The organism is Streptomyces sp. PH9007, from assembly GCF_059813725.1.
Genome location: NZ_JBQRUY010000002.1, coordinates 66,226 through 78,095, shown reverse-complemented (window position 1 = coordinate 78,095; position 11,870 = coordinate 66,226). Strand labels below are relative to the sequence as shown.

13 protein-coding genes and 1 pseudogene are annotated in these 11,870 nt (G+C 70.6%); 9 read left to right on the top strand and 5 right to left on the bottom strand.

What is annotated here, in order from left to right; translation table 11 throughout:
- Nucleotides 1–38 precede the first annotated feature (38 nt).
- Nucleotides 39–752, bottom strand: a pseudogene (locus ACTFAP_RS29270) (MmyB family transcriptional regulator); the annotation flags it as partial.
- 218 nt (nucleotides 753–970) lie between these two features.
- On the opposite strand from ACTFAP_RS29270, the gene ACTFAP_RS29265 reads away from it, so the two are divergent.
- The 3 genes from ACTFAP_RS29265 (at nucleotide 971) to ACTFAP_RS29255 (ending at nucleotide 3,694) form a co-directional block, all read left to right on the top strand.
- Complete coding sequence (locus tag ACTFAP_RS29265; protein ID WP_500469931.1) at nucleotides 971–1,366, top strand: ATP-binding protein; 396 nt, start codon at nucleotides 971–973, stop codon at nucleotides 1,364–1,366.
- 148 nt (nucleotides 1,367–1,514) lie between these two features.
- Nucleotides 1,515–2,507 carry a DUF8094 domain-containing protein gene (locus ACTFAP_RS29260; protein ID WP_500469929.1) on the top strand — a complete coding sequence of 331 codons (993 nt, stop codon included), beginning with the start codon at nucleotides 1,515–1,517 and terminating at the stop codon, nucleotides 2,505–2,507.
- Between the two features lie 209 nt (nucleotides 2,508–2,716).
- The gene (locus ACTFAP_RS29255; protein ID WP_500469927.1) at nucleotides 2,717–3,694 is read left to right on the top strand and encodes a DUF8094 domain-containing protein; all 978 of its coding nucleotides are present in this window, start codon (nucleotides 2,717–2,719) and stop codon (nucleotides 3,692–3,694) included.
- A gap of 71 nt (nucleotides 3,695–3,765) precedes the next feature.
- On the opposite strand, the gene ACTFAP_RS29250 is transcribed toward ACTFAP_RS29255, so the two are convergent.
- Both ACTFAP_RS29250 and ACTFAP_RS29245 read right to left on the bottom strand, forming a co-directional pair.
- The gene (locus tag ACTFAP_RS29250) at nucleotides 3,766–4,551 is read right to left on the bottom strand and encodes an SAM-dependent methyltransferase (protein WP_500469925.1); all 786 of its coding nucleotides are present in this window, start codon (nucleotides 4,549–4,551) and stop codon (nucleotides 3,766–3,768) included.
- A gap of 358 nt (nucleotides 4,552–4,909) precedes the next feature.
- Complete coding sequence (locus tag ACTFAP_RS29245) at nucleotides 4,910–5,575, bottom strand: hypothetical protein (RefSeq protein ID WP_500469923.1); 666 nt, start codon at nucleotides 5,573–5,575, stop codon at nucleotides 4,910–4,912.
- 458 nt (nucleotides 5,576–6,033) lie between these two features.
- On the opposite strand from ACTFAP_RS29245, the gene ACTFAP_RS29240 reads away from it, so the two are divergent.
- From ACTFAP_RS29240 to ACTFAP_RS29215, 6 genes are all read left to right on the top strand, one after another.
- Complete coding sequence (locus ACTFAP_RS29240; protein ID WP_500469921.1) at nucleotides 6,034–7,368, top strand: exonuclease domain-containing protein; 1,335 nt, start codon at nucleotides 6,034–6,036, stop codon at nucleotides 7,366–7,368.
- A gap of 82 nt (nucleotides 7,369–7,450) precedes the next feature.
- Complete coding sequence (locus tag ACTFAP_RS29235; RefSeq protein WP_500469920.1) at nucleotides 7,451–7,822, top strand: hypothetical protein; 372 nt, start codon at nucleotides 7,451–7,453, stop codon at nucleotides 7,820–7,822.
- A gap of 186 nt (nucleotides 7,823–8,008) precedes the next feature.
- Nucleotides 8,009–8,257: a hypothetical protein gene (locus tag ACTFAP_RS29230; protein WP_500469918.1), complete on the top strand. Its 249-nt coding sequence runs from the start codon at nucleotides 8,009–8,011 to the stop codon at nucleotides 8,255–8,257.
- Nucleotides 8,254–8,547 carry a hypothetical protein gene (locus tag ACTFAP_RS29225; protein ID WP_500469916.1) on the top strand — a complete coding sequence of 98 codons (294 nt, stop codon included), beginning with the start codon at nucleotides 8,254–8,256 and terminating at the stop codon, nucleotides 8,545–8,547. The genes ACTFAP_RS29230 and ACTFAP_RS29225 overlap by 4 nt, the downstream gene beginning before the upstream one ends.
- Nucleotides 8,548–8,853: 306 nt before the next feature.
- Nucleotides 8,854–9,633 (top strand): hypothetical protein, encoded by a 780-nt coding sequence (locus tag ACTFAP_RS29220; protein ID WP_500469914.1) that lies wholly within the window; start codon nucleotides 8,854–8,856, stop codon nucleotides 9,631–9,633.
- A 99-nt stretch (nucleotides 9,634–9,732) separates the two neighbouring features.
- The gene (locus ACTFAP_RS29215; RefSeq protein WP_500469912.1) at nucleotides 9,733–10,194 is read left to right on the top strand and encodes a hypothetical protein; all 462 of its coding nucleotides are present in this window, start codon (nucleotides 9,733–9,735) and stop codon (nucleotides 10,192–10,194) included.
- Between the two features lie 118 nt (nucleotides 10,195–10,312).
- On the opposite strand, the gene ACTFAP_RS29210 is transcribed toward ACTFAP_RS29215, so the two are convergent.
- Both ACTFAP_RS29210 and ACTFAP_RS29205 read right to left on the bottom strand, forming a co-directional pair.
- Nucleotides 10,313–10,774: a hypothetical protein gene (locus tag ACTFAP_RS29210; RefSeq protein ID WP_500469910.1), complete on the bottom strand. Its 462-nt coding sequence runs from the start codon at nucleotides 10,772–10,774 to the stop codon at nucleotides 10,313–10,315.
- A gap of 31 nt (nucleotides 10,775–10,805) precedes the next feature.
- Nucleotides 10,806–11,801, bottom strand: coding sequence for a hypothetical protein (locus tag ACTFAP_RS29205; protein ID WP_500469908.1), 996 nt, complete (start codon nucleotides 11,799–11,801; stop codon nucleotides 10,806–10,808).
- Nucleotides 11,802–11,870: the final 69 nt, after the last annotated feature.

The window sequence follows — 11,870 nt, the reverse complement described above, 5'->3', positions numbered from 1 at the left end:
ACCTCCAGCCACACCAACTGCTCCTCACCGAACAGGGTCATCCCGCTCATCGGCCGCCGCGTGAAGTACGCGTGCACCCGCAGCTCAGCGCGTTCGTCCCGGTCCCACAGATCCCGCACCGCCTGGTGCCCGCGCACCTCCCGCACCAGCGCCTGCAGACACGCGTGGTCCGGTTCCTGGATCGCGCCACGCCGCAGCTGCGCCACCAGATAAGGCGCCCAGTGGGTATCCCATTGACGGCACTGCTCCCGGCCGTGCGATTCGGGAGCCAGGAATTCCCGCATGATGTTGGCGCCCTCGTGCTGCATCCACGGCCAGTGCCACGCTGCCCGCCGGTTGTACGCGAGAACGGCATACGTGGAATCCGAAATGTAGGCGCCGGCCTCAATTCCGTGCATGAACTTCAGCAGACCGGGTGGGATATCGGCGTCCTCGCGGTGCGCGTACTTCTTCACCGGCGGCGGATGCCCGCAGTTGTCGTAAAGCACGGCGGTCTCAGCCGAGTTGAGATCGAGCAGCCGCGCGTACGCGGCGACAAGTTTCGGGCTGGTCTCGCCCTCGCCCGCCTCGATCCTGCGGATCTGCCGGTCCGTGGTGGCCAGCAGGTACGCGGCCAGCTCCTGCGTGAGCGTTCCGCCCCGGGTCAGATGAGGAGGAGCGTCACAGATCCCGGGCAGATTTCCGATGGGAGTGCGACTCCGCCAGATTTTGACGAGGTCACTCTTTCTCAGCTCCCGTGCCGGATCGGCCATCTCCATCGTCCTCCGTGCGCTCATTTCCAGCATGCCGGATTCCCAGCCGGACGGCACTCCAACCGGACGGCGAACCGTCCGGACGGCCCACCGTCCGGTCGCCAATCCGGCCGGTCGGAGCATCGCCCGGCCGGGAATCCGGCCTTCCGAAAACGCCGACCGCCCGACACCGTAGAGCGTGGACCGGATTGCCCCTCGCGCAGAAAGGCCACAACCACATGCCCCTCACGCTGCCCGACGAGATATCCGTGCAGACCTGGCTCGTGGGCGATGAACCCCGAGACATAGCCACCACCCGGCGGACAGCCGCCCGCACCCTCACCACGTGGGCCGTCCCCAGCGCCGTCACCGACGACGCCCTCCTCGTCCTGGACGAGCTCGCCGTCAACGCCATCCGCCACGGCCACCCGCCCGTCACCGCGACACTGTGCCGCGACCGCGACCGGATCGTCGTCTCCGTCCGCGACGCCGGCGGCGCCGCCCCCCTCACCCGCCCGGCCGACTACCTCGCCGAATCCGGCCGCGGCCTGGTCATCGTGGACGCCCTCGCCGAGGCACACGGCTGGGACCGCACCGACGGCTCCACCACCTGCTGGGCCCGCATCACCTGGTGACCCACCTCGACGGAAAGAGAACACGCCGGCGGTCACAAACACCTCCCACCCGCTCCTGAGGTGTGCGGCGGACGGAGAGCCCATCCGCCGGCTTCCCCCGCTGCCCACAGCCCGGACGAAGCACCGCACCACGCACAGGAACGGGACCATGAGAACTCCGCTGCACACCACAACCCTTCTGGCCGCGACGGCAGCACTGGCTCTGTTGACCGCCTGCTCCACCGCCACCGGAGACGCCACCGACCCCGCACCCCAGACCACAGCCGAGGAACCAGCTCCCGAAGCACCCCAGGCAGCACTCACCGAGACCGACGCCCAGCAGGTCATCGCCGAATACAACGCCCGCAGGAACGCCGCCTACCAGGCACTCGACGCCGGGCTCCTCGAGGAGATCGAGGGCGGCTCGCTGCTGCAACGCTCAAGCGCCGACCTCGAGCAGTACCTCGGTCTGCCCGCATCCGACCGCCGGGCGGTCGAGGACTGGGGGTACGCCGACCCCGAGATCTACATCCCCCGTACCGGCGGGACCTGGTGGATGGCCAAGGCCGGCTACACCACCGGCGGCGAGAGCCAGGCCCTGCTGACATTCCAACAGCGCCAGGGCCCCCACGGCGAGGCGCACTGGCTGCTCGTCGCCGCCGTCCCCCTCTCCGCCGACCTGCCGGCGATCGCCATCGACGAGCAGGGCCTGGCCGAAGCCGTCCCGGTCGACGACCCGGCCGGTGAACTCCTGCCGCAGGACGCCGCCGCGGCGTACGAGGACCTGTGGGAGACCGGCGGCACCGGCCCGGGCGCACCGCTGGCCACCACACCCGGCGGCCAGGACGTCCTGGAACGGCGCAGCCCCGAGGACCCGCTGCTGCTCGCCCGCTACACCGCCACCACCCCCGACCATGAGCACACCTGGGCGCTGCGCACCGAGGACGGCGGCACCCTGACGGTGGCCACCACCGCCCACAGCGAGACCATGACCGACATCTTCGACGCGCCGCTCACCCCCCGGGACGCGAGCGCGCACTACAACTCCACCCCGCGCAGCCCCCTGATCGCCCATTACACCGGCGAGATCGCCGTATCGATCCCGGCCGACACTGCCCCGCAGGTCCTCGGCGACCGCTGGAAGCTCATCGGAGCCGAATGACCGGCACCTGAACGCCGGCCGGACCCGGGGTTCCCCTCCAGGCCCTGCCCGTTCACGTGCTGGGCCCCGGCCCGTCGCGAACTCAATACCGCTTTGCCGATTGCGGTGTGGACGTTGGAGGACCCACCTCCGGTTCACCCGCTGTCATCGAGCCACGACGCCCGGTCTAGGCTCGTTGACCATTTCATCGCACATCTAGGACGGGGATCATGAGACCTCTCGCGCACAAGACGGCACTTCTGAGCGCAACGGCCGCGCTGGCCGTGCTGGCCGCCTGCTCATCGGGCGGCGAGGACACCACCACCGACTCCGCGCCCCCCGCCACAGCCGAGGAGCAGACCCCGGAAGTACCGCAGGGGGTGATCACCGAGGCCCAGGCACTGGAGGTGATCACGGCCTACAGCCAAACCAACAACCAGGCATATCGCGACCTCGACGCCTCCCTCCTGGAAGAGATCGAAGGCGGATCGCTGCTGCAGCGCTCCCTCGCTGACCTGGAGCAGTACCTCGGACGTCCGGAAGCGGACCGCGAACCGATCGAGGACTGGGAATACATCAATCCCGAGGTCTTCATCCCCGCCGGCGAGACCTGGTGGATGGCCCAGGCAGACGAAGCCCCGGACGCCGGCGACCCGCGACTGCTGACGTTCGAACAAGGCGAGGGGGAGAACTGGCTGCTCGTCTCCGTGGTCCCCCTCAAGGAGAAGCTGCCCGCGATCGCCATCGACGAGCACGGCCTGGCCCAGGCCGCACCGGCCGACGACCCCGCCGGTGAACTCCTGCCCCAGGACGCCGCCGCAGCCTACGAGGACCTGTGGGAAACCGGAGGCGAAGGCCCCGGAGCACCCCTGACCACCACACCCGGCGGCCAGAACATCCTGGACCGGCGCAGCACCGAGGACCCGCTGCTGCTCGCCCGCTACACCGCCACCACCCCCCTCCACGAGCACGTCTGGACACTGCGAACCGAGGACGGCGGCACCGTCACCGTGGCCACCGTCGCCCACAGTGAGACCCTGACGGCTGTAGACGGCGACGTCATCCCCGGTGAATCGTCCGCGCACTACAACTCCACCCCGCGCAACCCTCTGATCACCCATCACACGGGAGAGATCATCGTGTCGATCCCGGCCGCCGCCGACCCGCAGGTACTCGGCGACCGCTGGCACCTGATCGGCGCCGAGTAACGGCTGCCCGACGTGAGATGGGCCCGGAGGATGTGTCCCTCCGGGCCCATCGCCGTTCCCGCCACTGCTCCTCAGGGCTTACGGGCCACCAGACCCGTCTGGTCAACATGCGCCGGATTGAGCTCATCCGGCCGCCACAGCGACACCGGGACCACGCCCGGCTCCAGAATCTCCAGCCCCCGCGCCGTAGCGGCGATCTGGTCAGGGGTACGTACGGTGTACGGCACGGCCCCGCTGGCCGCGTACGCCTCCTGCGCGGCCAGCATCTCCTCGCTCACGCTGCTGTCGCACGTCACCCAGTAACTGCCCGGCACCAGGTGGTCCATGTAGGCGGCCACGAGGCCGGGAGCTCCGTCAGGATCTACATGTCCGAGAACCCCGAGCATCAGCAGCGCCACCGGCTCCCCGAAGTCCAGCGTCCGTGCGGCGCCCGCCAGCACCGACTCCGGGTCGGTGAGATCCGCCTCGACGTACGCCGTGGCACCCTCCGGCGTGGACGTCAGCAGCGCCTGGGAGTGGATCAGGATGACCGGGTCATTGTCGACGTACGCGACCCTCGCCTGCGGCAGATGCCGCTGGGCGACCTGGTGCGTGTTGTCCGCCGTGGGCAGCCCGGTGCCGACGTCCAGGAACTGCCGTACGCCGACGTCCCGGGCGAGGTACCGGACGGCGCGGCCCAGAAAAGCACGCGAGGCACGGGCCGCAGCCACCAAGCCGGGAAACTCCTGCTCCACCTGCCTGCCCATCGCACGGTCCGCCTCGTAATGGGCCGTACCACCCAGCAGATAGTCCGTGAACCGGGCCGAGTGCGGCACGGTCGTGTCGATGCGCGCTGGCAGGGAGTCGGGATCGGTCATGGAGCCTCCGTCCATGGGAATGAGCGGCCACCTCAAGAACACCACACCAGCAGCCACCACGGCACCAGCCACGATCAGGTCCTCTGGGCAATTCCCCCTGGACGTCAAGGGAGCGTTCTGCGACCGCTCTCCCGACCGGAAATGACTGTGCCCCGTCAACCGGCGGGCACAGTTCCAGAGGTGCCGGTCATCGCTGTGCGGCCCGCATTCCATCCGTCAGCGCCCGTACGCACGGGGCCAGCCAACCTTCCAGCGGGGCGGCCCGCGGCATCGGATTGGCGGGTTCAGACAGGCCCGTGACTTCCAGCCACGCCCCCCAGGGGGGCGACGCCCGACATCGCCAGCCGGCCGGTGCGGATCAAGCAGTCGGGCGGGAGTTGAGGGCCGCGACGACTGCGGCCTCGATGCCGGGATCGGTGAGCACCGCCCGGACCACATCTTCCTGCCGGGGGAGGGGGAGAGTCGGCTCGATACGGCAGATCCGGCTCTCCATCTCGTCGAGCGTGACCAGCAGAGGCCCGATGTCCACACCGTCCTCCGGATCGGTCGCCGCCGGCTCCGTGCTCAGCGCCGTCAGCGCCTCGCGCAGACCGGCGAGGACCTGGCGCATCGCCTCCGGACGGCGAGCGACCCCCAGCTGGGGATACTTACGCGTCGGCGCATACGCCTTCTCCACTTGGTCGACCGCTCGTTTGATCGACAGGGCCGCCATGAACAGCGTCTCGCCCACGCCCTCAATGCCCCCGAGCCCGTGGTAGTCGCCTCCCTCCTCGTTCACGGGCCACTGCCCGGCGACCCCGAGGTCCTGCGATCCATGGGCTGCCGCCAGGTGCTCCAGTGCGTCGGCGGTCGAGTTGCCGACCTCACGCACCTGGCCCGCCATGCGGCTCAGCGTCCCCCGGCGCTCCTTCGGCTCGGCCTTGTGCAACTCGATCACCAGCGCCTGGTGTTCCGCGCCCAGGGCCCGGTACGCGCTCAACAGGGCCGCCGCCGCCCTCTGGATCTCGGTGGGGCTCTCGCTCATTCGGTTCTCCTGGTCATCGGGTGCGCGACAACATGTCGCACGGCCGCGCGCGGTGTCGCGACCGTTCGTCGCGACACCGCGTGCAACGAGCCGGGCCGTCTATGGATACGGCCTCGGGATCAACAGGTCGGTGCGAACGCGCTGTTGTGGCCCGCTGCGCCGACCCCAGTCGATGAAGCTCTCCCCGAAGGAGGACGCGTAGCCGTCGCGGGCGGGGGCGACCGTGGCCGTGGAGACCCACCGCCGCCACCGGCTCCCGCCCGTCTGGCCGAACACCGGCCCTGTCCGACCCCGGCAAACCGCCGACGCGCAGCCCGAGGTCACCGGCCGCGCGCCAGCGACGCTGTGCACCGCGCCCCGATCGGGTCGCCTTCCCCCAATCCCGCCCCGGTGTCACCGCCCCCCACTACGGTCGACCGCAGACCACCATCACACCACCGGCAGAAAGGGCGGGGGACATGGCGAGCACAGCACCCAGCGGGAGCAGCGCTCCGATCCGGCACGTGGACGGCATCCCGATGTACGCGGCCGGAGAAGCCCCAGCCCACCTGCTGACCCAGGACCAGCTCAAGGAGCAGCGGCTGCGCCCGGCCCGTGGCCAGCGGCCGGCCGCCTACGTCAACGGCCACCCCGACGCGGCAGCCGGAGCGGTCCGCTTCACCCGCCTCTACGACCCGGACGGCGCGGAACGGATGCGCGCGCTGTCGCCCGGCCAGCAGCGGGCGATGACCGCGCGCCGCACCTGCCCGCACTGCGGGACGGTCGGCGCCGACCCGATCCCGCGCGACGTCGGAGTCTGCCCCGACTGTGTCGCGGCCGTGCACCGCCAGGAGGCCGAGGAGCGGCTGCGCGCGTGCACCGGATGCGGCCGGCCCGCGGTACGCCCATACCCGGACGGGCAACGACGCTGCGCCACCTGCGCGCTCCACTACGCCCTGTGGCACCAGGCCGAGGCCGGCCGGACCACCGCGTGGGCCCGCACCTGCCCCGGACCCGGCGACGGCGACACCTGCGGAGCCGTCACCGCCACGGACACCGACATCAGCGCCCGCCTGCGCGAGTACGGCTGGTGGGACCCCCAGTGCTGCGCCCGCTGCCGAGCCGAGGTCGACCGGCGTGCCGATGAGTCCGAGCGGGCCTGGGAGCAGGGCCAGCACGACCCGGCAGCGTACCGGCGGCGGGAGGTTGCCGCCGTACAGGCGTGGGCGCGCGAGGTCCTCGCCGACCCACACGCCATCGTGCTGGACACCGAGACCACCGGCACCGACCAGGACGCTCGCATCGTGGAGATCACCGCCCTCAGCACCAGCGGCGACATCCTGCTGAACACCCTCATCAACCCGGGCGTCCCGATTCCCGCGCGGGCCACCGCCGTGCACAAGATCCGGGACCAGGACGTGGCCGGCGCCCCGGCGCTGGGCGATGTCCTCCCGCGCCTGTCCGGCATCCTGCGCGCGGCCAGCCGCATCGTCGTGTACAACGCCCCGTTCGACCGGGGGCGGATCCGGTACGGGGCGCACCTGCACCACCGGGCCCGCGCCACCGGCGGCCACCGAGTGCCCGAGCACGGCGTCCACCCAGCCGCCGCTGCCCTCGTAGCCGGCCGCTGGCAGTGCGCCATGCGCGCCTACTCCACATGGTGGGGCGAGCCCAACCAATATGGGGACGGCTACCGGTGGCAGCGCCTCGCAGGCGGACACCGCTCCCTGGGGGATTGCCGTGCCGTACTGGACCGCCTGACCCGGATGCTGGGCGAGCCGCCGCAGCACGACCCGCTCGACGGGTACTGGTAACCCGACGACGGCACAGGCAGGGCCGATCAACCTCACGGGAGGTAGGAACCTGCTTCTGATCCCGAAGCGGTATCGAGCTGACATGATCAATGGCGTGACCCAGCCAGACGCCGACGACGGCTCACCCCTTCAGATGGCCCGACAGTTCAGCGATCGCCTCGTCCTCAGCCATGACGCCGAGGATGAGGACCGCACCAGAGCGTTCAACGCGTTGGTCGCGCGGGCTGCTGAGGCATACGGGATCGCGCTGCACTATGCGGACGACGATGCTGATGCGGCCGGAGAGGCTATGAGCCATGCGTTGGGCGCCGTTGCGCGTGGGTTCGCCGCCGCGACCCTTGAGATTCTCGCGCAGGACAACGTCCTGGCGCTGACCACCGACCAGCGACTGCGTCTGGATGACCTGATTGTTGAGCTTGACCTGGAGACCTCGGAACTTCTCCACGACGCGTAAGAACTCGTGCCTGTCGAAGGTGTTGATCTCCGCTCCGGGCGACGTTCGGCACCCGGTGCAGCAGGTTGCCGCACGGGCAGCCCGCGTTCCCTTGCGCTGCCGCACCGGCGCTTCCGCTCGTTGGACCGCCCCGAGCGGGGAGCCGCTACCCTGCTCGTAGACCCCCGGTGGGAGGAGAGCCGCACCATGGACGACCCGCACCCCGGCACCCAGATGCCGCAGGCTGAAGAGATCATCGCGATGCAGGACCGCGGGGACCGCCCGGCGTGCCGAGCGGACCTCCAGACCGCCGATGCGGCCGATCCCGCGCAGCGTCGCAGGATCTACCGCAGGTGGTGGATCCGGGGACGCGCCGCACAGCGCCCGGCCCGCGCGGACCAGTACGCGGCGGCCCGCGACGGCGAGGGTTCCTGGACTGCTGTGGGCGCCGCGTGACCCAACCCGACCGCCGCTGGGATGTCTACGGCGACCGCGAACTGGACGAGCAGCTGGCGAAGCGCGACGGACCGCCCTGGGACGCGCTGCGCCAGATCGTTGCCGCGCTGGAGTGGCGCGCGGACGCCGTCGGTGACCCGCTGCCCTACCCCTGGCCGGCCGAGATCCGCCGCGTCTTCATCGAGGACGATGTCGACGTCTATGGCCAGGTGGAGTTCCTGGTGGAGTCGCCGGCCCGGCGTATCTGCCGGATCCTGGATGTCACCTGGGCGCCGGACGTGAGGCTCTGACCAGGCGCAGCTGCTGACGGAACATGACGACGCCCCGGCCGGGAATCCCCCGGCCGGGGCGTCGTCGCGTGTGGAGCGGCTCTCCGGGTTGCTGTCGCACCAGGAGGCGCGGGAGCGGCCGGGGTGCGACAGCGAGCGGGGTGTCGCATATCGGTGTGTGGCTGCTGGCCGCTCATCACCGAGCGAGCGGGGAGACACGGATGTGGCGCGTTGAGCTGGGCGGGGCACTGGAAGCCGCTCGTGCCCTTCGCCGGGGCAGGCCACGGGGTTTGTAAAAGGCTTTACGGATACCGTAAAATGACTTACATGACGAGAGTCGAGTACACCCGGAACTACGTCACGCAGAGTCAACTGGCCCGCGCCTACGAGCGTCTGGGTCACCGTCTCCCGACTGATGCGTGGTCGGCCACGCTGCTCATCGACGAGGGGCTGACCATGCAGTGGGTCTGCCCGGTGCTGCACCCGCAGGAGCTGCGCGAGGAGTACCCGGCAGGGCACACCTGGCACCTGATCGCGGGGGCCGGCGAGCTGGACTGGCCTCCGCTCCGGCCGGAAGAGGAGATCTGGCCCGCGCTCTTGGAGCGCCACCCGGTGCCGACCGGCGACCAGGCGGAGCGGAGTGCCCGAATGCTGGGGCGCAGCGTCGAAGAGATGCACCGGGAGCAGCTGCGCCAGCAATACCTGGGCAGCGCCCACATCGGTGGAATGAAGCGCAATCCCATCGACATCAACTTCGACCGGCTGGTGCGGGACTGGGACGCCACCGCCCGTGAACTGGCCGAATTCCTCGACACCCACCGGCCGCCGAAGCTCACCGCCGAACAGCGGGTTATGGCGCAGGGCGTGCACCTGGCTGAGCTGGAGGCCGCGGTAGCCAGCAGCAGAATCAGCCTGGCGCGCCTCATGCGCAACGCAGCGCGGGAACAGGGCAATCCGGCCCGGCGGGGCTTCAAGCGTGACATGGCCGACTGGGGAGGGCGTTCGCGGCCCACGGTGGACGCGTGGCTGGCCGACGGCGGCGGGTGCGAGGAGGCCGTGCCCGATGAGGACGGCGCCCTCTCATCGCAGCACACCGACACGGCGTGACCCATAGCCGCTGGGACCCGACCGCAGAAGCAAAGGACTCAACCCGCCACGTCCGCAGTGCGCGCGTGCGGGATCACGTTCACTGAACCGGAGGAAGCGATGAGCGACCAGATCGACGACGCCCCAGGTGCCGCCGTGCGCGCGGAGTGGCCCAAGCTGCGGCAGACGAGCCCGATGGCCCTGGGTGCTCCCAAGGGTGAGATCGCAGTGCAAGCAGGGGACCCCAACCTGCGATTTCGAACCGGCCGTGGTGGCCCCGAGGTTCACGTCCGGATCGGGGATGTGGACCACCTCGACCGCGACCACCCCGACAACCCGGAGCTGCACCGTCAGCTGACCGCGTGGGCCGAGTACCGCATTCCCGTGCCGGATCCGGAGCCGCGCGGCGGATGCGAGTGGGTCATGAACGCCGAGGGGCTCCGTACCGTCTCGATGCCGCCGGCCGTGATCGTGGCCCCGAACCGCACGGATGAACGCGGCTTCCACGAGGCGGTCTGGACGGCGGTGGGCATGGCCTTGGACAGCGCTGAAGCGTCCCTGGCTCATCTGCGCTCACTCTGACGGTCTCACCGGCAGGGCTGTTGCGCAGGACCTTGAGCCCTCGCCGCCATTGATTGAAGGCAATGACGCTGCCCGGCCGGGAATCCCCGGCCGGGCAGCGTCATGTGTGGAACTGGAACTAACGGTTGTTGTCGATCCACCAGGAGGCGCTGGAGCGGCCAGCGTGTGACAGCGCCGCCATCGCGCCAGCCAGCAGCATCTCCTCGCTCTCGTAGAGCTGGCCGGGAGGATCCGCGTGCGGGATGTCGTGCATCCGCAGCGGATCGTGTACGGCCGCCAGGGCGTAGAGGACGGTGCCGTCCGCCTGGCCGACCGTGTGCTCCAGGGCCGCCCGGATACAGACGCCCCGGATGCCCTCCGCCTCGGCGACCCGCATGCTGCCGCGCAGCTTCGGCAGGACCAGGCGCTCCAGCACTCGGGCACGGACGGCTTCCGCCTCGGCCTCGGAAGCGACGGCCCGCCGCTGCTGCTCATCGGCAGGAAGGGCTCGGATCGTCCGCCGGCGTTCCAGCCGCAGACGCTCCGCCTCTTCGTAGAGGGCGCGGCGTTCCGCGCGGCCGGTCGGGTAGTTGATTTCCACAGTCGATCCCTTGGGAGACACGTTCGGTTGGTCAGGCCGGTGTGGTGGATCGCCGTTGTGCCGGGCGAGGGAGCAGGTCGGCGAAGTCCGGTGCCAGGCTGTGCAGATCGGTCAGTGGCGGCCGGTCGTGGCGGCTGTGGCCGAAGACCCGCAGTCCCGCCGGCGCTTCCTCACCGATCGGTTCTTCCCGGCCGTCCGTAAGTACCCGGACTGCCGGTCGCGTGCTTCCGGTGTCCCGTACGGACATCAAGAGGCCGCTGCCGCCGTCGTCGAACCATTCCAGGACCCGGGAGCCGTCCGGGGACTGGGCGTAGCGGAACGGGGATGGGGCCGGTTCCGGTTCCGGAAGCGGCGGGCGCAGGGCCGCGTCCTCTGCTCCGCTGAGCACCGTGAGCGACCCGTCCCGCTCCACGCGCATCACCCGGTCCGGCAGTTCGTCCGCCTTGGGCCGCCGGTCCCACACCCACAGCTCGGATCCGGTCTCCACGGCCAGAGCATTCACGGCCGGCAGCTGGCGCTCGTCGGCGGGGACCTGCAAGGTCAGGATCTCCACGCAGATGCCCGTGAGGGCGGGCGGGTGTGCGCGGTAGTACTCGGCGTGCTCGCGGGCCCAGTTCTCGGCCGCCGCCGCGTTCGGCAGCTCCAGCAGCTTGCGTTCGTGGATGTCGCGCAGTCCGTGGGCGTGCTCGGCGGCCAGCCAGGGCTGGGAGAACCACGTCGCCCATACGCGCGGGCCCGGGCTCTGCCGGTGCTCGCACAGGGCACAGGGATCGGCGTGCCGGTAGATGGTGCGGTACGAGCCGTAGTCCACCAGGTCCGACAGGTTCCGGGAGGTCAAGCCGCTCCACAGGATCCGGGTCAGCATCGTGGAGGCGTTGGTGCCCGCGGTGGCTTCCAGCAGTTCCCAGTCGTCGTTCGGGTGCCGGCGGGCACGGAGTTGTTCCACGGGGGCCAGCAGGGGGCAGGCGCCGGGCGGCAGCGCCGCCACGGCGGTCAGGTAGTCGGCGTTCGGGCCGTGATCGGTCATCGTGGTCTCCTCGCAGTCGGGGGAGGGGCGGGTGGGCCCCGGGGTGTGAGATGGGCGCGCCCCGGGGGG